The organism is uncultured Desulfovibrio sp., from assembly GCF_944324505.1.
Lineage (GTDB): Bacteria > Desulfobacterota > Desulfovibrionia > Desulfovibrionales > Desulfovibrionaceae > Desulfovibrio.
Genome location: NZ_CALUWO010000002.1, coordinates 256,529 through 277,384 on the forward strand (window position 1 = coordinate 256,529; position 20,856 = coordinate 277,384).

Annotated in this window: 20 protein-coding genes; 8 read left to right on the top strand and 12 right to left on the bottom strand. The window is 66.0% G+C overall.

Going from position 1 to position 20,856, the window contains the following annotated elements; genetic code table 11:
- Positions 1–78: 78 nt before the first annotated feature.
- The 3 genes from Q0J57_RS03795 to modA form a co-directional block, all read right to left on the bottom strand.
- Positions 79–819, bottom strand: a complete 741-nt coding sequence (locus Q0J57_RS03795; RefSeq protein ID WP_297217238.1) for an ATP-binding cassette domain-containing protein — start codon at positions 817–819, stop codon at positions 79–81.
- A complete protein-coding gene (gene modB / locus Q0J57_RS03800; protein ID WP_297217240.1) occupies positions 816–1,556 on the bottom strand; it encodes a molybdate ABC transporter permease subunit in 741 nt (246 codons plus the stop codon). The genes Q0J57_RS03795 and modB overlap by 4 nt, the downstream gene beginning before the upstream one ends.
- A 128-nt stretch (positions 1,557–1,684) precedes the next feature.
- Entirely contained in the window at positions 1,685–2,458 is a 774-nt protein-coding gene (gene modA / locus Q0J57_RS03805; protein ID WP_297217241.1) for a molybdate ABC transporter substrate-binding protein, read from the bottom strand.
- A gap of 151 nt (positions 2,459–2,609) precedes the next feature.
- On the opposite strand from modA, the gene Q0J57_RS03810 reads away from it, so the two are divergent.
- Together Q0J57_RS03810 and Q0J57_RS03815 are read left to right on the top strand one after the other, a co-directional pair.
- Positions 2,610–3,719: a TOBE domain-containing protein gene (locus Q0J57_RS03810; protein ID WP_297217243.1), complete on the top strand. Its 1,110-nt coding sequence runs from the start codon at positions 2,610–2,612 to the stop codon at positions 3,717–3,719.
- Between the two features lie 152 nt (positions 3,720–3,871).
- A complete protein-coding gene (locus Q0J57_RS03815) occupies positions 3,872–5,557 on the top strand; it encodes a 3-phosphoshikimate 1-carboxyvinyltransferase (protein WP_297217245.1) in 1,686 nt (561 codons plus the stop codon).
- Positions 5,558–5,651: 94 nt separating this feature from the next.
- Here Q0J57_RS03815 and Q0J57_RS03820 read toward each other — a convergent pair whose 3' ends face one another.
- Entirely contained in the window at positions 5,652–6,185 is a 534-nt protein-coding gene (locus tag Q0J57_RS03820) for a nitroreductase family protein (RefSeq protein WP_297217247.1), read from the bottom strand.
- 117 nt (positions 6,186–6,302) lie between these two features.
- On the bottom strand, positions 6,303–6,785 hold the full coding sequence (locus Q0J57_RS03825; protein ID WP_297217248.1) for an MbtF: 483 nt from the start codon (positions 6,783–6,785) through the stop codon (positions 6,303–6,305).
- A 91-nt stretch (positions 6,786–6,876) separates the two neighbouring features.
- Here Q0J57_RS03825 and Q0J57_RS03830 point away from each other — a divergent pair, with 91 nt between their 5' ends.
- A complete protein-coding gene (locus tag Q0J57_RS03830; protein ID WP_297217250.1) occupies positions 6,877–8,064 on the top strand; it encodes a pyridoxal phosphate-dependent aminotransferase in 1,188 nt (395 codons plus the stop codon).
- An 8-nt stretch (positions 8,065–8,072) separates the two neighbouring features.
- Positions 8,073–8,462, top strand: a complete 390-nt coding sequence (locus tag Q0J57_RS03835) for a rhodanese-like domain-containing protein (RefSeq protein WP_297217252.1) — start codon at positions 8,073–8,075, stop codon at positions 8,460–8,462.
- An 87-nt stretch (positions 8,463–8,549) separates the two neighbouring features.
- Here Q0J57_RS03835 and Q0J57_RS03840 read toward each other — a convergent pair whose 3' ends face one another.
- The 3 genes from Q0J57_RS03840 to Q0J57_RS03850 are packed head-to-tail and all read right to left on the bottom strand — an operon-like array spanning position 8,550 to position 12,516.
- Positions 8,550–9,197 (bottom strand): class II aldolase/adducin family protein, encoded by a 648-nt coding sequence (locus Q0J57_RS03840; protein ID WP_297217254.1) that lies wholly within the window; start codon positions 9,195–9,197, stop codon positions 8,550–8,552.
- A complete protein-coding gene (gene thiL, locus Q0J57_RS03845) occupies positions 9,197–10,240 on the bottom strand; it encodes a thiamine-phosphate kinase (RefSeq protein ID WP_297217256.1) in 1,044 nt (347 codons plus the stop codon). Before thiL ends, Q0J57_RS03840 begins: the two co-directional genes overlap by 1 nt.
- Positions 10,240–12,516, bottom strand: a complete 2,277-nt coding sequence (locus Q0J57_RS03850) for an ATP-dependent helicase (protein ID WP_297217258.1) — start codon at positions 12,514–12,516, stop codon at positions 10,240–10,242. The genes thiL and Q0J57_RS03850 overlap by 1 nt, the downstream gene beginning before the upstream one ends.
- Positions 12,517–12,638: 122 nt before the next feature.
- On the opposite strand from Q0J57_RS03850, the gene Q0J57_RS03855 reads away from it, so the two are divergent.
- The 4 genes from Q0J57_RS03855 (at position 12,639) to panB (ending at position 16,095) form a co-directional block, all read left to right on the top strand.
- Positions 12,639–13,235, top strand: coding sequence for a hypothetical protein (locus Q0J57_RS03855; protein WP_297217260.1), 597 nt, complete (start codon positions 12,639–12,641; stop codon positions 13,233–13,235).
- Positions 13,235–13,897, top strand: a complete 663-nt coding sequence (locus Q0J57_RS03860; protein ID WP_297217262.1) for a class I SAM-dependent methyltransferase — start codon at positions 13,235–13,237, stop codon at positions 13,895–13,897. Before Q0J57_RS03855 ends, Q0J57_RS03860 begins: the two co-directional genes overlap by 1 nt.
- A gap of 346 nt (positions 13,898–14,243) precedes the next feature.
- The gene (speB, locus tag Q0J57_RS03865) at positions 14,244–15,134 is read left to right on the top strand and encodes an agmatinase (protein ID WP_297217264.1); all 891 of its coding nucleotides are present in this window, start codon (positions 14,244–14,246) and stop codon (positions 15,132–15,134) included.
- Positions 15,135–15,270: 136 nt separating this feature from the next.
- The gene (gene panB, locus Q0J57_RS03870; protein WP_297217266.1) at positions 15,271–16,095 is read left to right on the top strand and encodes a 3-methyl-2-oxobutanoate hydroxymethyltransferase; all 825 of its coding nucleotides are present in this window, start codon (positions 15,271–15,273) and stop codon (positions 16,093–16,095) included.
- A gap of 200 nt (positions 16,096–16,295) precedes the next feature.
- On the opposite strand, the gene gcvPB is transcribed toward panB, so the two are convergent.
- From gcvPB to gcvT, 4 genes are all read right to left on the bottom strand, one after another.
- Positions 16,296–17,747: an aminomethyl-transferring glycine dehydrogenase subunit GcvPB gene (gcvPB, locus tag Q0J57_RS03875; protein ID WP_297217268.1), complete on the bottom strand. Its 1,452-nt coding sequence runs from the start codon at positions 17,745–17,747 to the stop codon at positions 16,296–16,298.
- Positions 17,744–19,075: an aminomethyl-transferring glycine dehydrogenase subunit GcvPA gene (gene gcvPA / locus Q0J57_RS03880; protein ID WP_297217270.1), complete on the bottom strand. Its 1,332-nt coding sequence runs from the start codon at positions 19,073–19,075 to the stop codon at positions 17,744–17,746. The genes gcvPB and gcvPA overlap by 4 nt, the downstream gene beginning before the upstream one ends.
- Positions 19,076–19,193: 118 nt before the next feature.
- Complete coding sequence (gcvH, locus tag Q0J57_RS03885) at positions 19,194–19,577, bottom strand: glycine cleavage system protein GcvH (protein ID WP_297217272.1); 384 nt, start codon at positions 19,575–19,577, stop codon at positions 19,194–19,196.
- An 84-nt stretch (positions 19,578–19,661) separates the two neighbouring features.
- Positions 19,662–20,750 carry a glycine cleavage system aminomethyltransferase GcvT gene (gene gcvT / locus Q0J57_RS03890; RefSeq protein ID WP_297217274.1) on the bottom strand — a complete coding sequence of 363 codons (1,089 nt, stop codon included), beginning with the start codon at positions 20,748–20,750 and terminating at the stop codon, positions 19,662–19,664.
- Positions 20,751–20,856: the final 106 nt, after the last annotated feature.

Sequence of the window (20,856 nt, forward strand, 5' to 3'; positions counted from 1 at the left end):
TTCACAACATTTTCTGCCCAGAAAGATAAAATGATTTTATATAATGATTAAGCATAGTTATAAACTTTGTCCCGACAATCAAACCTTCATGAGATTTTTCAGACAAGTAGCGCTGTCCGCGTACTGGCGCCGGATTTGGCGGTAATTTTTCACCGTATGTGCCCGGCCGCCACGGTACACCACCAGCGACGTGGCAAAGACTTCCACGTCCTCCGGGTCATGGGTAATCATGATCACCGGAATGCCGGCCTCCCGGACGCTGTGCAGCAGCTCCAGGCGCAGGCGTTCGCGCAAGAGCGGGTCCAGGGCCGAAAAGGGTTCATCCAGCAGCAGCAGCCGCGGGCGGGAAAACAGGGCACGCGCCAGGGCCGCCCGCTGCCGCTGCCCGCCGGAAATCTCCGCCGGCCGGCGTCGGGCCATGGCGGCCAGCCCGAAACGCTCCAGCATGTTCATGGCCTCGTCCTGCACCTCGCGGCTCAGGCGCCAGGGCAGCAGCCCTGTCCGGGCATAGGCCACATTGTGCAGAATGCTCAGGTGGGGAAAAAGGGCATAATCCTGAAACATGTAGCCCAGGCGGCGCTGCCTGGCCGGCAGGCAGATGTCCTGTGCCGAATCAAAAAGGCATTCGTCGTCCAGGGCAATGCGCCCCTGCTGCGGGCGTTGCAGCCCGGCCAGGCAGTGCAGCGTCAGGGTCTTGCCCGATCCCGACGGGCCAAAGAGCACCGCCGGTCCGCAGGACAGGTCCAGGCCATAATCCACATCCAGGCGGAAGCGGCTGCCCCCAGCCCACAGATTCATGTGCAGCGACAGATCGATCATGCCGCGTCCTCCCCGGCACCTGTGCCATCTTTCACGGGTGCCCGTCCGTCTCCCGCGGGCAGTGCGGCCCGCCTGCGCCGGAAGCGCAGCAGCTCGGCCGAGGCCAGCAGGCCGATGCACAGTCCCGATGTCACCAGCACAAGCAGCGTGGCGCGGGCATCGTTTCCGGCCTGAAAGGCATCATAGATGGCCAGGGCCAGCGTCTGCGTCCGGCCGGGAATATTGCCGGCCAGCATGAGCGTGGCGCCGAATTCGCCCATGCCGCGCGCAAAGGCCAGCATGAGACCGGCGATGATGCCGCGCGCGGCCAGCGGCAGGGACACGCTGGCAAAAACGCGCCATTCCGATGCCCCCAGCGTGCGGGCGGCGTTCTCCACGCGTTCGTCCACCTGTTCCAGGGCCGCGCGGGCCGATTTGTAGATGAGGGGAAAGACCACCACCGTGGCGGCCACCACGGCCCCCTGCCAGGAAAAGATAAGCGTGATGCCCACATCGGCCAGCCACTGCCCCAGCACTCCCCGCCGGCCCAACAGCATGATGAGATAATAGCCCACCACCGTGGGCGGCAGCACAAGCGGCAGGGAGCACAGGGCATCGATGACGGCCGGCAGGGGGCCGGACCGCCGCAGCAGCAGACGAGCCAGGGCCAGGGCGCCGATCGAGGAAAAAAACGTGGCCAGGGCCGCAACCTTGAGCGACAGCATGAGGGGAAAGAACAGGGCAAGCTGATCATCCATACGGAAAGACACCTCGCACCATACAGCGGAGGGCGGAGCCTCCCCAGGGGGAGGTCCGCCCGTCCGTCATGTGCGTGCAGCAAAAGAATGGAATACGGCAGAACAGTTCCTGCCGGCGGCGGTCGTCCTTACGGACGGGAGAAGCCATAGCGCGCCAGAACGGCGGCCCCCTCCTCCGAGAACAGGAATTCCACAAAGTCCCTGCCGCGCGCGGGATTCTTGCCGGTGGTGGCCACGGCCACGGGATAGAGCACGGGGGTATGCCCCTGCGCCACCAGCGCCACGTCCACCTTCTGTGCCATCTGCCTGGCATCCGTGGCGTAGACGAAGCCCGCGTCCACCTCACCGCGCGCCACGTAGTCCAGTACCTGACGCACACTGTTGCCCATGATCAGCGCGGGCTGCACGGCATCCCACAGACCGGCATGGGTCAGGGCCTGCCGCGCATAGCGGCCGGCGGGAACGGAGTCGGGATTCCCCACCGCTATGCGCTTACAGCCCTTCAGGTCCTCCATGCTGCCCAGCTTCTTGCTGCCGGCAGGCACGATGAGCACCAGTTCATTTCGCACAAAATCACGCCGCGTGGCCGGGTCCACCACCCCGGAAGCCACGGCCTTGTCCATGGTCTCCTGGTCAGCCGAGGCAAAAACGTCCACCGGCGCGCCTTCCTGCATCTGCTTGAGCAGCGGATTGGACGCCGCATAATTGGTATGCACCACCAGACCAGGGTTCTTTTTTTCAAACAGACTTTTCAGCTCGCCAAAGGCATTGGTCAGACTGGCCGCACCGGAAACGATCATTTCCTCGGCCATGGCCGCAGCCGGAGCCGCCAGCAGCAGGACAGCCAGCAGCAGGGCCGCCACGCCGCCACGCCGCCAGGTCAAAACAAACCATGTTCGCATATGTGCTCTCCCCTCACTATGTTTGCACCAAAAAACCATGCGTCTGTCATGCCCTGTCCCCCGCATCCTGACAAGCAGCTCACGTTTCCCCCCAAAAGCGTGACAGGGAAATATGCTTGCAGCCTGCTGATTTTTCATACTAAGATGCCGCATGGCAAAAAATGCTGCTTCTGAACGTGACAGGCTGGAAACCCTCTGGCGCTCCCTGAGCAGCCGCGACAGGCAGTGGCTGCGCCAGCGCCTCCAGCGCCGGGTCTCCCACGCGCTGACGGAGGAAGCCCCGCAGCTGGCGGCAGACGAGTGCCGGGCCGCGGAGGAATGGTTCCGCCAGCGCTGTCTGACGGCCCGCACCCTGCCGGAACGCAGCGCCCGGCTGCGCCTCTGGATCATTTTTCTGCTGCTGCGCTACGGGGGCCTGCGCCTGGTGGAAATCTTCGCCCTGCGCGAGGAAGACCTGGACTGGGAACGCGCCAGCCTGCACATTGCCGGCAGGCATGCGCGCACCGTTCCCCTGCCGCCGCACGTGGCCCGCAGCCTGCGGACCACCCTCGCGGACCCGCAGAGCTTTGGCGCGCCCCTGCAACTGCGCTGCGATGCCAGCCTTATCCGCCGCAGCCTTGCCCGCTGCGCCAGGGACTGCGGCCTTCCCCCCGGTCTGCTTTCGGCGCGGCAGCTGCGCCTCGGCAGAGCACGGGAGCTGCTGCGCCAGGGGCTGCCCGCCCCGCTTCTGGACCGTTTTCTTGGCCGCAGCAGCCGCCCGGAGGCCCCGGCATCGCTGCGCTGTTCCCCCCATACCGCACAGGGCCTGCTGTGCGAATATGTGACCGAAGAGGAAGTGGAAGGCCGGAAAAGCAGTGCCCGCAACCGCCTGCACGGCCGCGTGACCGGCTGCCGCCCCTGCGGCCTGGTCTCGGCGGTGGAACTGCTCACCCCCGGCGGCCTCAGCCTGCTGGCCTATATTACGGAAGGCAGCCGGCGGCGCATGCACATTCACAACGGACAGCGCCTTGTGGCGCACATCAAGTCGCCGCTTATCCATCTTGTGGGGGACGGCGTGACGCCGCCTCCCGATGCCACCCGCTTTCGCGCCCGCATCACGCAGGTGCGGCAGGATGAGCGCTGGCGCGAAATTCTGCTCCGCCTCTCCGACGGCACGCAGCTCTGTGTGCTGCAAGACGGCATACGCCTGCCGGCACTGGCGCCGGATAATGAAATCAATGCCTGGTTCAGCCCGCTGAGCGTCATTCTGTTGCAGGAATAGGTCGTCACGCCGGCCTGTCTGCCGCGCTTTCCCGCACGCTCTCCCTGCCGTCATGGCTTGCCAGCCGCGCAAATTCGGGCTAACAGCATGTGCCACAGCTTGACGACAGCCCGTTCTCACGGTAGGGACTCCCTCCCTCACAAGGAGCACTCATGAGCGAACACGCCACCGATACCCGCCCCCGCAAGTCCCTGCGGGAATCTGTCTGCGATATTGACCGGGACATTCTGCGCCTGCTCATGCGCCGCCATAATCTCCTGCGCCGCATGTACAACGCCAAGGGCCACCTGGATCCGGCCGAAGAAAAATTTCTGCGCGAAACCTGGGAAGCCGCCGCCTCCCGCCTCAGCCGCGACCCGCGCCTGAGCAGCCGCTTCTTCACCCTCATGCAGGAAGTGGAATTTCTGCCCCGTCCCGATGAGGAACCCGCCGAAAAGCGCCCGGCCTTCAATCTGGCTCCCGCCTCCGCGCCGGTACGCCTGAGCATGCGCGCTCCCCTGGCCTGCCGTGTCACCCGCGCCTGGCTGTATCTGGCTGCGGCCGCCGGCCAGCCCCTGCGCCTGTCGCCCTGCCTTATGAACGATCCCATCGTGGACTGTGTGAAAATGCTCAATCAGCTGGGCGCTGCCCTCACGCGCGAGGGCAGCGGCGTCAGCGTGCTGCCGGCTCCGCCCCTGGGAACGCCCGACAAGGTGATCCACGTGGGGGACAGCGCATGGAATTTCTACATGATGCTGGGGCATTTCCTGGGCCGTCCGTCACGGGCCAAATTTATCGGGGATGCCAGCCTGCGCCTGGCGGACTTTTCCGTAGCCCGCCGCTTTGTGGGCCAGATGGGCGCCCGCATGGTCCAGGCCGTCCCCCGCTGCGACGGTCTGCCCGTGCGGCTGGAATGTTCCGGCGTGCTGCCGGACAGCGTGCGCCTGCCCGCCGATGCCCCCGTGGAACTGGCCGAAGGCCTGCTGCTGGCTGCGCCCTTCTATGCGCAGCCCCTGTCGCTGGACCTGACAGACCTTGCCCAGCGCGACATGCTGCTGACCCGCATACTGCCTGTCCTGCAACAGGCCGGCGCCGATGTGCATCAGACGGGAACGGTGCTTCGCGTGGTGCCCTCCCGCCTGTCCATCCCGCAGCATCCCGACCTGCCGCTGGAAGCCGAGCTGGGCATGGGTCTGCTGGCCCTGGCGCCGGCCCTGGGCGGCAGCGTGCGCCTGGAAGGCCGCTGGCCCGCCACGCCCGATGCGCAGGCCGGCCTGGACTGGCTGCGCCTGCTGGGCATGGCCCCCGCCTGCGAGCATGGCGCCCTCTCTCTCAGCATGGACGCGCCCCTGACCACACTGCCCACCGTGGCCCTGCCGCCGGCCTTCCCGGCATGCTGGCAGCCGCTGGTCCTGGCCATGGCGGCCCTGGCGGCCCTGCGCTCCGGCACGGCCAGCCTGCCCCGGGAACTGCTGCACGACGAAACCTTCCGCACCGATGCCGAAAGTTTCTTCCACGCCCTGCAACTGCGGCTGGACGAGGATGCCACCCTGCACCGCAGCGACGCGACCGACACAGACACCCCGCAGGGACGCGGCTGGAACGCGCCCACGCCCGTATGGGCCATGGCCCTGGCCATTGCCGCCTGTGCCCGCGGTCCCCGTCAGCAGGTGCGGCTGGGCAATCCCGGTGACATCACGGCCCTTTTCCCGGCCTTCTGGCAGCTGTACAACAGCCTGCCTGCCCCGCAGATGGAGCGCACGCCGGCGGAAACGGCTCCGGCTCCGGCTCAGCGCCAGCGCCGCCGCATCATCACCTCGGCTCTGGCCGATATCCCCGACATGCCCGACGAGGACTAGGCCCGCCTTCGGCAAAAAAGAACAGCCCCGCTGCATGCACGAATACCGTGCCGGCAGCGGGGCTGTTTTCTTGCTGGCAAGATATGCTGGCGCGTCAGCGCATGGTCCGGGCAAAGCCCTCCTCATGCACGCGGGAGAAATCCACCGCGTCCTGCGGGGCCTTCTGCTCATTCGGGTAGCCCACGGCCAGGGCGCACAGCACGCCATAGTGGTCGGGAATGCCCAGCAGGGCGCGCACCGCCTCTTCCGAGGAACGCGGCGGCTCTTCCGCGCTGCGGCGCAGGCGCAGCTGTATCCAGCAGGACCCCAGCCCCTCGCTTTCGGCTTCCAGCTGCAAGAGCATGGCGGCCACCGAGGCATCCTCCACCCAGACATCGCTGCGGGAGGTATCCGCCACCACCACCACGGCCAGCGGTGCCGTGGCCAGGGCCACGGTGCCCGGCGCCTTGCAGGCCCGCAGTCGATCCAGGGTCTTCCTGTCCTGCACCACCACAAGTTCCACGCTTTTCCGCCCCATGGACGACGGCGCCAGCAGCGCGGCCTCCAGAAGGCGACGCACCGTTTCCGGCTCCACGGCTTTTTCCGTAAACTGCCGGATGCTGCGGCGCCGCCGCAGAAGATCAAGCATGGCAAACCTCCTTGTCTGCCTGTTGGGCCGCCCGCAGCGATCCCGCAGGACCGGCTTCCGGCGGCGGAAACAAAAAAACCGCTCCGAAGAGCGGTCATGACCATCAAAGGCAGGAAACTATCGCATGATTTCGCCCCACAGGCTCCCGCTGCGCTTTTCCATGCCTTCCAGCTTGACTTCGCACACACGGACGGCCAGGGGCTGCGCAAGCCCCGTGCGCATGGCCGAAACCACAAAGACGTAGGGCCGCGTTTCGCCACTGGGCGGACAGGGGCCGGAATACAGCCTGGTCAGCGCGCCTTCGGGAATCTCGCCCGATCCGTCATTGGTCCAGGAGCCGCCGCCCAGCAGGCGTTCCACCGGGGCCTTCTCCAGCAGGCGCACATCAAAGTGCGTTGTTCCTTCCGGGGCATTGCGTACCGTAATGCGGGGCGAAAGACGCGAGCACTGATGCACGGGCAGCACTTCCACGGCCACGCTCATGTCGGCAGGTGCCGGTTCCGGAGCCGGAGCCTCCTCTTTGCCGGCGCAGGCGCCCAGAAGCATTCCGGCCAGCAGGCAGCATGGCGCCAGCCCGCGACGGACAAGGAAATTCCGCATGACAACCTCCCTGGTAGCAATTGCCATAGACCATGCTTAAGAGCTATAACCAATCCCCGACAGATTGACAACTTGTTTAGGAGGGCAAACCATGTCCATTCTTTCCGACAGTGTTGCAGGCTACCTGGAGCATGCCTCCTGGATTCGCCGCATGTTCGAGGCCGGCGGCCAGCTCAAGGCCAAATACGGCGCCGACAAGGTCTATGATTTCAGCCTTGGCAATCCCGATCTTCCCGCGCCGCCCGCGGTGGAGCAGGGCCTGCGCGCCTTTGCCGACCACGCTTCCGAACCCTTTGCCTTCGGCTATATGTCCAATGCCGGTTTCCCGTGGGCGCGCGCCCAGCTGGCGGCCTATCTGAGCCGCGACTGGGGCCTGCCCCTGCATGCCGGTCAGGTCCTGCTGAGCTGCGGGGCCGCCGGCGGTCTCAATGCCTTTTTGCGCGCAGTGCTCAATCCCGGGGAAGAGGTGCTGACCTTTGCCCCCTACTTTGTGGAATACGGCTTCTACGTGGCCAACCACGGCGGCACCCTGCGCACCGTCATGAGCAAGGCCGATACCTTTGCCCCGGACCTTGAGGCCCTGGAAGCCGCCATTACGCCCAAAACCCGCGTGGTGCTCATCAACTCGCCCCACAACCCCACCGGCGTCATCTACAGCCGCGACGAAATCCAGGCCCTGTGCGATCTGCTGGACCGCAAGACCAGGGAACTGGGCAAGCCCATCTGGCTGCTCTCCGACGAACCCTACCGCTTCCTGGCCTATGACGGAGCGGAAGTGCCCACCCCGCTGGCCTTTTACCGCTACAGCGTGGCCGTGAGTTCCTTCTCCAAGAACATGTCCCTGCCGGGCGAGCGCCTGGGCTATGTGGTCATTTCTCCCCTGCTGCGCGAACACGAAGAACTCATGGCCGCCCTGACCCTGACCAACCGCATCCTGGGCTTCGTCAATCCCCCGGTGGTGGGCCAGTATATCATGAAGGCCGCCCTGGGCAGCGAGGTGGACGTGTCCATCTACGCGGCACGGCGCAAGGCCATGGCCGAGGTCCTCACCAACGCCGGCTATGAATTCCTCATGCCGGCCGGGGCCTTCTACTTCTTCCCCAAGGCGCCCGGCGGCGACGACGTGGCCTTTGTGAACCGCCTGCTGGAAGAACGCGTGCTGGCCGTGCCGGGCAGCGGCTTCGGCTATCCGGGGCACTTCCGCCTGGCCTTCTGCGTGGATGAAAGCGTTATCCGCCATGCGGCCGACGGCTTTGCCGCCGCCCGTGCGGCCTTCTAGGAGCCGTCATGCGCCTGCTGTGCAGTTTCTGCCTGGTACTGCTGCTGCTCTGCGCCGCTGCCGTCCAGGCTGCCGAAATCCGGGAAACCAGCATTGACGAGGCCGCAGCCCTGCTGCGGCAGCCGCCCGCGGGCCTGACCATTGTGGACATCCGCACGCCGGAAGAATTCCGCAGCGGCCATCTGCCCGGAGCCGTCAACATGGACTTTTTCGGACCGCGCTTTGAAATGCAGGTGGACAGCCTGCCCCAGGGGGCACCCGTGCTGCTCTACTGCCGCACGGGCAACCGCTCGTCGCAGGCCCTGCCGCATTTTGCACAGTCGGCAGCGGGAACGGTCTATCACCTCTCCCACGGCATTTCCGCCTGGATGCAGAGCGGGCATCCCGTGGAACGCTGAAAACGCCCTTCCTGCCGTCTACGGGGCATGCGCCATGGCGCATGCCCTTTTTTGTATCTCTGCCACCAGCGGCATGCCCCCGGAGCGCTATCCGTGCCCTGCCGGGGCCGGACCTCCTGCCCCCAGGGCCAGCAGCTGCACCGTTGCCAGATGCTCCAGCTGCTCCGTCAGCCCCAGGGCCTCGGCAAGGCTGCCGCCGCAGGCGCACAGGCCGTGCCCGCACATCCACACGGCGGGGTGCTGTCTGGCTGCTTCCGCCACGCCGCAGGCCAGGGCCTGGCTGCCGGGAGCCTGTGCCGGCGCCACCCCGAGACGGGCACGCCAGACCTGGGACTCAAACAGGGGCAGGCGCAGAAAATCTTCCATATGACCGGCCAGCCGCATCCCCAGGGCCAGCAGGCGCGGCGGATGGGTATGCAGAATGGCCCGGCAGTCCGGGCGGGCCGCATAGACGGCCAGATGCATGGCGCTTTCCGACGAGGCCGGTCCGCCGGCCAGCAGCGCACCGCTGCGGGCATCCAGCAGGCAGATGTCCGCGGCGGTCATGCGCCCCTTGCAGACGCCGGAACGGGTCATGAGCAGGCGCGGGCCGTCCTCGCTTTCCCACAGGCAGCTGGCATTGCCGTTGAAGCCCAGCAGGCCGCCGCCCAGCCAGGCCTCGCGGCAGCAGAACAGCATGTCCTGCACCAGGTCCTGCGGCAGCGTGTCCGCAGGCGGAACCGTAAGGGACGGCATCAGGCATCCTCCGCGGCAAAGTGGTCAAAGCCGTGCAGCTCATCCAGGTTTTCATTGTTGCAGTCGATGCTGCCGCTGTCGGTGATGACGCCGATGCTGTGAAAACCGGGAATGGCCGTATGCAGAATGGGCAGGATGTCCGGGGCGCAGGAACCCAGCAGGCAGTAGTCTTCCCCGCCCAGCAGGGCCTCGTGCACAGGGTTTTTGCCCTGCTCCAGGGCATGGCGCACCACTTCGGGATGCAGCAGGCCCTGCGGCAGCAGCAGCGAGGCGCCCAGCCTGTTCCGGCGCCCCTCGCCGCCCTCGCACAGCTCGCCCGTATGTCCCAGCAGACGAGGCAGATCGCGTATGAGGCCATCGGAAAGGTCCATGAGCGCCGGCGGGCGGGAATTGAGACCCAGACGGGCCAGCATGAGGCCCGCATCCACCTGCGGTTCGGGACGCAGATGGGCGGCGCAGGCCGCGGGCCACTGCGCCAGAGCGGCACGGCCCTGGGCTTCCAGCTCCTGAAGGCCCACACGGGCCAGACCGGGCAGGCCCACCAGAAACAGACTGTCACCGGGCAGGGAGCCGCCCCGCAGCAGAAAGGGCGCTCCGGCGGAAATGGCCTCGCCCCAGACGGTCACGCTGATGTGCAGCCGGTCGGCACGGGACAGATCGCCGCCGGCCAGCACCATGCGATATTTGCCGGCCAGTGCGGCCATGCTGCCGAAAAAGGCCTCCAGCCAGGGCACGTCCACATCCCGCGGCAGGCCCAGCCCCAGGGTGAAGCCCAGGGGACGGCCGCCGCAGGCCGCCACATCGCTGATATTGACGGCCAGCGCCTTGTGCCCCAGGTCTTCCGGCGAAAAATAGGCCCGGCGAAAGTGCACGTCCTCCAGAAAAAGGTCCGAACTGACACAGAGCGCCTGTTCCGCCTTGAGAATGGCGCAGTCATCCCCCCGGCCCAGCAGCAGGGAAGGATGCGTGGCCGGGAAATGACGCGCCAGAATTTTCAGGATGGCGTCCTCGGAAAGCGGAGCGCCGGCAGTATGCTGGGGCATCAGTCGTCCTCCATGAGCAGATATTCCGCAAGAATGACCTTGAGGCCGAAGCCGGGAAAATTCACCTGCACCTTGTCCGGCGGCATGAGGCGCACCACCTTGCCGCGCCCGAAAATGCGGTGCCGGCAGTAGCCCTGCGGCAGTGCGCCCTTCGCGCCCGCAGCCGTGGCCGCCGGAGCCGCCTGGCGGCGTCCGGCCACTTCCGCGGCTTCTTCCGGGGAAAGCTGGCTGTCGTCATCGGCCGCCGTCTCCGGCATGGCGACGGTACGCCGGAGGCCCCGGCCGCCGCCAAAGGCGGAGCGGGGCGCCGCCGCCCGTGCCGCAGGCATGTCTTCCGGGGAAGACTGCCGGACCCGCCGCAACTGGCCGCCGTATTCCTCGCACCAGGTTTCCGCCAGCCCGGAGGGCAGCTCCCGCACAAAGGGACTCTGGTTCACATGGGTCATGCCCTGTTCCGCCCGGCTGTACAGCGACGAGGGCGCATACAGGTCCAGCTGCTGCCGGGCACGGGTGCAGGCCACGTACATGAGGCGGCGCTCCTCCTCGAAATCGTCGGGGCGGGCCAGGGCATGCCGGGACGGAAAGCGGTCCTCCACCAGATCAATGAGCAGCACCACGTCCCATTCCAGGCCCTTGGCCGAATGGATGGTGGACAGGGTGATGCGCTCCCCGGCATCGCTTTCGTCCTCCTCGGGCGATTCCAGGGCCAGCTCGGCCAGAAAGACATCCAGGTCCTTCTGGTCGGCAGCCATCTGCAGCAGTTCTTCCAGGGCCTGCTGCCGCCGGGGCCAGTCTTCGGGATAGCCGGCCTCCAGCAGGGGGCGGTAATGCTCCAGAATGGCGGCCAGCGTCACGGACGGCGACTGATTGCGGGCGCGCAGCTCGTTGATGAAGCGGATATCCTCATAAAAGCCCGCATGCCGGGCAAAGGCTTTTTTCAGGCGCTCCGGCTGGCCGGACACCATGGCATCATAGAGTTTCCGGGCCGTCCTGGGGCCGATGCCCTCATGCAGGGCCGCCATACGTTCAAAGGCGGGCATGTCCAGGGGATTGAGCAGCAGGCGGGCATAGGCAATGACATCCTTGACGTGGGCCGCCTCGGTATAGCGCAGGCCGCCGTACTTGCGAAAGGGAATGCCCGCCTGATTGAGGGCCATTTCCAGGGCAAAGGAATGAAAGCCCGCCCGGAACAGCACCGCAATGTCGTGCGGCGCATGAAAGGCCAGCAGCTCGCGGATGCGCTCCACCACCAGCCGGGCCTGCGACTTGTCGCTGAGCGGGGCCACGAGCCGCACGGGATTTCCCCCTTCCCGGCGCGTGTAGAGGGTCTTGCGAAAGGACTGGGCCGCGTTTTCCAGCAGGCTGTTGGCCACGGACAGGATGGGCTGGGTGGAACGGTAGTTTTCTTCCAGACGGATGATGCGCGTGCCGGGAAAGAGCCTGGGAAAATCCAGAATATTGCGCACATCGGCGCCGCGAAAGGCATAGATGGACTGGGCTTCGTCTCCCACGGCCATGACGTTGCCCGGTGCGTCCCCCTGCTCTTCTGGCCCGGCCAGCAGCCGCACGATGCGGGCCTGCACCCGGTTGGTATCCTGGTATTCGTCCACCAGGATATGCCGGTAGCGCTGGCGCAGCAGGCGGGCGGCCTGCTCATTGTGCCGCAGCAGGTCTTCCAGCTCAAAGAGCAGGTCGTCATAATCCAGCACGCCCATTTCCCGGCGATAGGCCGCATAGGCCTCGCCCAGGGCCGTGAGCTGCTCGGCATAGGGCAGCAGATGAAAGGCCTCGCGTTGCAGGATGTCTTCCAGGGACTGTTCCTTGTTGCGCGCCTTGCTCAGCAGGCCCACCACGGCCTGCGTCTTGGGAAAGGAACGATCCCCCTTGCCCACGCCCAGTTCGTCCCGGCAGGCCTTGACGGCTGCGGTAATGTCTGCCCCGTCCATGACCGTGAAGGGGCGGTCCCCCAGCCAGGGCGGACGAAAACGCCGCAGGATGCCGTAGGCAAAGGCATGAAAGGTGCCGCCCTGCACCTGGGCCAGCGCCTGACGGGACAGCAGCCCCGCCCGGTGCAGCATTTCCTGCGCGGCCTTGCGCGTAAAGGTCAGCAGCAGCATGGATTCCGGCGCAACGCCGTGTTCCGCCAGCCAGGCCAGACGGTAGGTGATGGTCCGGGTCTTGCCGCTGCCGGCACCGGCCACCACAAGTACCGGGCCGTCTCCGCAGGTCACGGCCGCATACTGGGCCTCGTTGAGCGCTTTGGCATAATCAATCATGCAAACAGGCTAGCATAAAGCCCGCCGGCCCGCCACAGCCTTGTGCCAGGCCGGCACCGCCGCCTTGACGCCGGCCCCTCCGGCACCGTACACTTCAGCCCATTTCCGCAAGGAGGCTCCCCATGACGTCATTTCCCGGCCCGCAGGATGCCGTTGACCTGATTCTGGAAGCCGTCATGTTTGAAAGCTGGCTGCGCTTCTATTTTCTGCGTGATCTGCAGGACAGCCCTTCCGCCGACAACGGGGACAGCCCCGTCGGCGTGCGCCTGACAGAGGAGGAACGGCAGGACCTGTCCCGGCGCGAGCCGGCCCTCTTTCCCCTGATCCGTCTGGTGGACGGCCAGGAAGCCGGCTTTGCCACCTCCCGCAATGCCGTATGCCGCTACCTGATTGACGAGCTGGACGGCAGCCGCCTGCCGCAGGGCATGGCCGCCGGCCTGCTGGAAAGCCCGCAGTTCCAGGCCCGGCTCCAGCTTTTCCACAACTGGTTGCAGGAGCACCAAACCGTGCTGGACCGCACCTATCACGACTTTGCGGACTGGCGCATCAAGTTCGGCCAGTGGCGCACGCGGCCGGACCTGCTGCAACAGGTGGACCAGGCCCTGCGGCCTGCCATGGCCGCCCGGGCTGCCGGCGCGGATACGGACCCTGCGGCGCCCGCCCATGTGGACGGCCTCACGGCCCAGGACGTGCAAAGCGACCTGCGGGACCCGTGCTGATGTGCCTGCCCGGCCCGTCGGAGGCATCCCTGCGCCCCACCCGCGCCAGCCTGCTGGACAGCCTGGTGCATGCCGCCCTGCGGCGCGCCCTTGCGGCCGCCGCTGCCCCCCTGCTGCTGGACGCCACCCTGGGTAATGGGCATGACTGCGCCTTTCTGCTGCGCTGTGCGCCGGACCACTCCCTGCTGCTGGGTCTGGACGTGCAGCCGCAGGCCCTGGACGCCGCACGCGCACGCCTGGCCGGCATCTCCCGGCCGGACGTGCGGGTTCAATTTTTTTGCCAGGGGCACGAGCACCTTGCCCGTCTGTGGGAAACGTTGCCCCGGGAAGACCGCCAGCGCCCCCTCATGGCGGCGGTCTTCAACCTGGGCTGGCTGCCCGGCGGGGACAAGACCTGCCTCACGCAGGCCGCCACCACCGTGGCCGCCCTGGATGCCCTTGTGCCGCGCCTGGCCCCGCAGGGCTGCATCAGCCTGCACTGTTATACCGGCAATACCGGCGGCGCGGAAGAAGAAGCCGCCATTCTGGAGCGTGTGGCCGCCCTGCCGCCGCGCCACTGGCGCGTACTCCACTGCCGTGATGCCAACCGCCTGCCCGGTCCCGGACGCGCCGAAAGCCTGATTCTGCTAGAACGCCTGCCTGTCTCTGCAAAACGGGGCTGATGCGGGGGCGTTCCCCTGCTGCCTGTACAAAATCTTGTTCGCTCCTGCGGCCCGCTGCCGGCCCGAGGCGGAAAGCGTTCAATATCTTTAACGGCACAGCGGCAGTATTTTTTGAAAAAATACAGCATTTTTCAAGAGTTATACATCTTGTTCGTATTGGCATGCTGTATGCTACGCCTGAAGTACCTTCCTTTCTTCCTGACAGTTTTCAAACCAACGGCCCGTTTCCCCTGACGGGCCGTTTTTGTTTCCCCGCGCGGCCGCGGCTTCATGGACAAGTGCGGCGCTTTCTTTTATGTCAGGCGGAGCGTCCCCTGCCCCTGACCTGCACGCCTACGGAGGAACCATGCCCCAGTCTGCCTTTCTTGCCAGCGAATACACTCCTTCCCGGCCGGAAGACGCCGCCTTTCACATCATTCCCGTGCCGCTGGAACAAAGCGTTTCCTACGGGGCCGGCACGCGCCGCGGCCCTGCGGCCATTCTGGACGCCTCGCAGCAGCTGGAAGCCTGGGACGGCATCAGCGCCCCGGGCGAGCAGGGCCTGTACACGGCCCCGGCCGTGGACTGTGACGCCCCTGTGGAAACGGTGCTGGACCGCATTGAGGCCGCCACCCGGCGGGCACTGGATGCCGGCGCCCTGCCCGTGCTGCTGGGCGGCGAGCATACGGTAACCCTCGGCGCTCTGCGGGCGCTGGCTGCCCGCGCCGCCGCCACGGGCGAGACCTTCGGCGTGGTGCAGTTTGATGCCCATGCCGACCTGCGGCCTCAGTATGAGGGGTCCATCTATTCCCATGCCTCGGTCATGCACCGGGCCGTGGCCGATCTCGGCCTGCCGCTGGCCCAGTTTGCCGTGCGCGACATGTGCCGGGAAGAGGGCGATGTGCGCCTGCGCCATAATGTCATCCATTATGATGCCGCCCATCTGGCCCGCCACGGCCTGCCCGTCTCGCCCCTGCCGCCGGAATTTCCGCAGCGTCTCTACATCACCTTTGACGTGGACGGCCTGGATGCCTCGCTCATGCCTGCCACGGGCACGCCTTCGCCCGGCGGCCTCTTCTGGCACGAGGCCCTGCAACTGGTGGAACGCTGCCTTGCCGGCCGCCGCACGGTGGTGGGCCTGGATGTGGTGGAGCTGGCGCCCATTGCCGGCCTGCATCATGCGGACTTCACGGCCGCCAAGCTGGTGCATGCGCTCATGGGCTTTGCCCAGCGCAGCCACGACCCGCAGCGGGCGTGATCGCCCCGGCCGGTCCGCCATGCCGGCGGGGCGGCTTCTGCTTTCGTTTGCCCTGCCCTGCCTGCGCAAGGGGCGGGGGCAGGCTGCCGGTTCTGCCGCATGCGCGGCATAACCCTGCTCACGAGGAGGTCAACTCATGAAAACCACTGCCGTTTCCTTCCGCGCCGCCAAGGGGCAGCGCAAACTGAGCATGCTCACGGCCTACGACTACACCACGGCCAGACTTATGGATGCCTGCCAGATCGATGCCCTGCTGGTGGGCGATTCGCTGGGCATGGTCATGCTGGGCTATGCCGATACCCTTTCCGTCACCATGGAGGACATGATCCACCACTGCGCCGCCGTGGCCCGGGGCGCCTCGCGGCCGCTCATTGTCTGCGACATGCCCTTCATGAGCTATCACCTTTCGCCGGAACAGGCCTGCGCCAATGCCGGACGCCTGCTCAAGGAAGGACGCGCCCAGGCCGTCAAGCTGGAAGGCGGGGCAGACTTTGCCGAGCATATCCGCCTCATGGTGCGGGCTTCCATTCCGGTCATGGGCCATCTGGGGCTGACGCCGCAGTCCATCAATGCGCTGGGCGGTTTCAAGGTCCAGGGCAAGGCCCCCGAAGCTGCCCAGAAACTGCTGGATGATGCCCGCGCCCTGGAAGCGGCCGGCGTTTTTTCCATTGTGCTGGAATGCGTGCCGGCCCCTCTGGCCCGCCTTGTGAGCCAGCGTGTCAACGTGCCCACCATCGGCATCGGCGCCGGCCCGGACTGTGACGGGCAGGTGCTGGTCTGGCAGGACATGCTGGGCATGGTCAGCGGCCTTTCCCCCAAGTTTGTGCGCCACTTTGCCGAAGGCGGCGAGACCATGCAGCAGGCCTTCAATGCCTATGCCCAGGCCGTCCAGAACGGCACTTTTCCCGCGCCGGAGCATTGCTACGGCATGGACGAAGAAGTGCTGGAAAAGCTGCGCTAGCCGCCCCCCGTGCCACAACGGACCGGGCCGCCCCGCATGCGGGACGGCCCGTTTTTTTTGCAGGCAGCAGCGTCCCGCCATGGCAGCGCAGCAGGGCATTTCCCGCTGGCAGGACCTGCCGCACAGGCCGACGCGCATGAAAAAACGGGGGAAGGTTTCCCCTCCCCCGTCAGCGTTTTTTCACGTGTCTGGTGTCAGAATTAGGCCATGTCTTCCGTCAGCACCATGTGGCGGGCGGCCGTGGTTTCGTCCAGACGGCGGATGGGCGTGGTCACCGGCGCCTGGGCCAGCTCATCGGGATGGGCCTTGCCCTGGGCCACAATCTCTTCAAGGGCGGCCACATACTGATCCAGGGTTTCCTTGCTTTCCGTTTCCGTGGGTTCGGCCATGAGGCATTCCCGCACGATGAGCGGGAAATAGATGGTAGGCGCATGGATGCCGCGATCCAGCAGGCCCTTGGCAATGTCAAGGGCACGCAGCCCTTCGGGAGCGGAGGCCACGAACTCGTGCGCACAGATGCGGTCAAAGGGAATGTCCAGCACCCCTTCAAGGCGCTTGCGCAGATAGTTGGCATTGAGCACCGCGTATTCGGAGGCACGGGTCAGGCCCTCGCCGCCCAGGCGCATCATATAGGCCAGGGTCTTGGCCAGCACGGCAAAGCTGCCGTAGAAGGGGCCGATGTGTCCCACGGAGGCAGGCAGGTTCGCTTCCATGCCATAGGTGCCGTCCTCGTGACGCACCACGCGCGGCACGGGCAGGAAGGGCAGCAGGCGTTCGCTCACGCCCACAGGACCGGCGCCGGGGCCGCCGCCGCCGTGCGGGGTGGACAGGGTCTTGTGCACATTGAGGTGCACCACGTCAAAGCCCACATCGCCCACGCGCATCTTGCCCATGATGGCATTCATGTTGGCGCCGTCATAGTAGAGCAGCGCATCCACCTTGCGCAGTTCGGCCACAATATCGGCCAGATGGGTTTCGATGAGGCCCAGGGTATTGGGGCAGGTCATCATGAGACCGGCCACATCATCGGGATGCTCGGCAATGGCCTTGGCCAGGGCCTGCGGATCGACCATGCCGTCGCGGGACGGGATGTTCACGATCTCAAAGCCCGCCAGCGCCGCAGAGGCCGGATTGGTGCCATGGGCCGAATCGGGAATGAGCATCTTGGTGCGCTTGCGGCCCATGGCCTTGTGATAGGCCGCAATGAGCTTGACGCCCGTGTATTCGCCATTGGCGCCGGCCATGGGTTGCAGGGTGAAGGCCTTCATGCCCGTCAGCTCACAGAGCCACTGCTCCACCTCATAGAGTACCTCCAGAGCGCCCTGCACGCTGCCGGCATCCAGCTGGGCCAGCAGGGGATGCAGGCGGCTGAAGCCGGGCAGACCGGCGGCCTGTTCCGTGAACTTGGGATTGTATTTCATAGTGCAGGAGCCAAGGGGGTAGAAGTTGGCATCCACACAGTAGTTGAGATGGGAAAGGGCCGTAAAGTGACGCACCACGTCCAGCTCGGAGCATTCGGGCAGGCGGGGCGCCTGCTTGCGCAGCAGCCCTGCGGGCAGCATGTCCGCGGCGCGGGGAGCGTCTTCGGCCAGGTCCAGCACAAGGCCGGCCTCGTGACGGCCTGTTACGGATTTGGCAAAAATGGTTTTCACAGCAGGCCTCCCAGAGTTTGTGCGAGGGCGTCGATCTGCTCGCGGGAATTGTTTTCCGTGCAGGCCAGCAGCAGCACGTCGTCCATGCCCGCATAGTGGCGGCCCACGGGATAGCCGGGCACGCAGCCGGTGCGGCAGAGGCGTTCCACCAGCGGCGCCGCCGGCACGGGCAGCCGCAGGGCCACTTCATTGCCGTAGGGCGCATCATTGAGCAGGCTCACGCCGGGCAGGGCCGTCAGGCGCTGCACCGCGTAGCGGGCAAGGGCCATATTGTTTTCGGCCAGACGGCTCAGCCCTTCCGGCCCCATGAGGGACAGGTAGATGAGGGCACGCAGGGCGCACAGCGCCTGATTGGAGCAGATATTGGACGTGGCCTTGGCCCGGCGGATATGCTGCTCGCGGGCCTGAAGGGTCAGCACATAGCCGATCTTGCCGTCCACATCCGTGGTCCGGCCGGCAATGCGGCCGGGGAACTGGCGGATATGCTCCTTGCGGCAGGTCATGATGCCCAGATAGGGACCGCCGAAGCTCAGGGCCTGCCCCAGGCTCTGGCCTTCGGCCACGGCCATGTCCGCGCCCATTTCGCCGGGGGTCCGCAGCACGGCCTGCATGACCGGGTAGACGGAAATGATGCTCAGCACCTTCTTGCTGCGGGCATGGGCGAACAGCTCGGTATAGTCGTCGATCACGCCGAAGAAATTGGGGTTCTGCACCACCACGGCCGCGCACTGGTCCGTGATGGCCGCCATGAGGGCGTCCTTGTCGCTGCGGCCGTTTTTGTGGGGCACCACCTTCACTTCCAGCGCCAGGTCGGACGTATAGGTGGCCAGCTGGGCGCGCCAGAAGGGATTGACGCCTTCATCCACCACCAGCACATGGCGCCGGCTCACGCGCACGGCCGTCATGCAGGCTTCAAACAGGGCCGTGCCACCGTCATAGACGGAAGCATTGGCGCATTCCATGTCCAGCAGGCGGCTCACGGCCGTCTGGTATTCAAAGATGGCCTGCAACGTGCCCTGCGAGCATTCGGCCTGATAGGGCGTATAGGCCGTGTAGAATTCGCTGCGGCCGGCCAGGGCATCCACGGCGGCCGGTACCCGGTGGGCATAGAAGCCCGCCCCGAGAAACGACACCATGTCCGCCCGGTTCTTGGCAGCCAGCTTTTCAAAATAGCTGCTCACGGCAGCTTCGCTCCGGCCCTTGGGCAGGTCAAAGTGCGCGGGACGCATCTGCGGCGGGATGTCCGCAAACAGGTCATCCAGCGTGCGCACGCCGACAACGGAGAGCATCTCCGCCGTCTCTTCGGGCGTGTGAGGAATGAAAGGCATGGGATCCTCCTTGTGCGAGAGCCTGGGGCCTGCCCTGCTCCGGCAGGCGCGGGCGCGGGCGGAACAGGGCACGGGGCGGCAGGCTGCTCTGCCCCGCTGGCCGACGGCAGGTCACGACCTAGTGCTGTTCGTTTTTGCAGTGTTCCTCGTAGGCAGCGGCGTCCATGAGGCCCTGGGGCGCGGCGGACAGCCTCACCCGGATGAGCCAGCCCTCGCCAAAGGCTTCGGCATTGATCTTTTCGGGGGAGTCGGCCAGCATGTCATTGATGGCCACCACTTCCCCGCTCACGGGAGAAATGAGGTCGCTGGCGGCCTTGACGGATTCCACGGAACCAAATTCGCTTTGGGCGGTCACGCTGTCGCCCACGGCGGGCAGGTCCACGTAGGTAATGTCGCCCAGGCTTTCCTGGGCAAAGTCGGTAATGCCCACCACGGCATCCTCGCCATTGACTTTCACCCATTCATGGCTGGCGCTGTAGAGCAGATCGGTCGGATTGGACATGGTTTCCTCCACTGGAAGGGTTGCGTTGCAGAAAAAAAGGCGCCGGGAGGGCCTCGCCGCGGCGGGCCGCCGGCGCAACGAAAGCTACTTCAGCTTGATGCGGGCCGTGCCGTTCTTGTAGAAGGGCAGCTCCTCCACCCTGGCCACCAGCTCGGCACGGGCCGTTTTGATACGGTATTCCCCGGCGTCGGCGTGGGCGGCATCCACCCAGGCAAAGGCAATGACACAGCCCAGGGACGGCGCAAAGGAGCCGCTGGTGACCACGCCCACTTCCGTGCCGTCGGGCAGGGTCAGCACGTCGCCGCCACGGGCGGCGCGGCGTCCGTCAATGCGCAGGGGCAGCAGCTTCTGGCACACCTGCTGCGCACCCTCCCGGCCCACATAGGGGGCTTCGCTGGTGAGCATGCGGCCCATGCCGGCCTCGGCAGGGCTGTGGTTTTCGTCCAGCTCATGCCCGTAGAGGGGCAGACCGGCTTCCAGACGCAGGGTATCGCGCGCGCCCAGACCGACGGGCTTGACGCGGCTGTCCTGCAGCAGGGTTTCCCAGAAGGCCAGAACCTTGTCGGCAGGCACATAGAGTTCATAGCCCAGCTCGCCGGTATAGCCCGTGCGGCTCACCAGCAGGGAAACGCCCTGCCACGTGGTGCGGCGGAAGCTGAAATAGCCCAGATCATGAAAGTTCTCGCCCAGCACGGCTTCCAGCACGTCCAGGGAGCGGGGTCCCTGGAGGTCAACCTTGCCGGTGGCGTCGGACACATCCTCAAGGCGGATGCTCTGGGGCAGACGGGCGCGCAGGGCCGCGTAGTCCGTGGCCGCACAGGCCGCATTGACCACGATCATGAAGGAATCGGCGCCAAAGCGGTAGATGATGCAGTCATCCATGACGCCGCCCTTTTCGTTGAGAATGAAGCCGTAGCGGCACTTGCCCTCCTTGAGGGTGGCCAGATTGTGGCTGACGGCAGCGGCCAGGGCCTCGGCCGCGCCTTCGCCCGAAATGAGGAATTCACCCATGTGGCAGATGTCGAACAGGCCCGCCTCGCTGCGGGTATGCTGATGTTCCACCAGGATGCCTTCATACTGTATGGGCATGAGCCAGCCGGCAAAGGGCGCCATCTTGGCGCCGTGGGCCTCATGCCACGCGCACAGCGGCGTTTTGCGAAGTTCTTCGGACATGGCAGCTCCTCTTTCTGCGCCGAACAACGGTGGGGAACGGCGGTTAAATCATGAGGCCGTCACCCGCCCCGCAAAGGACAGGTGACGGCTTTTTCTTTTTTTCCGC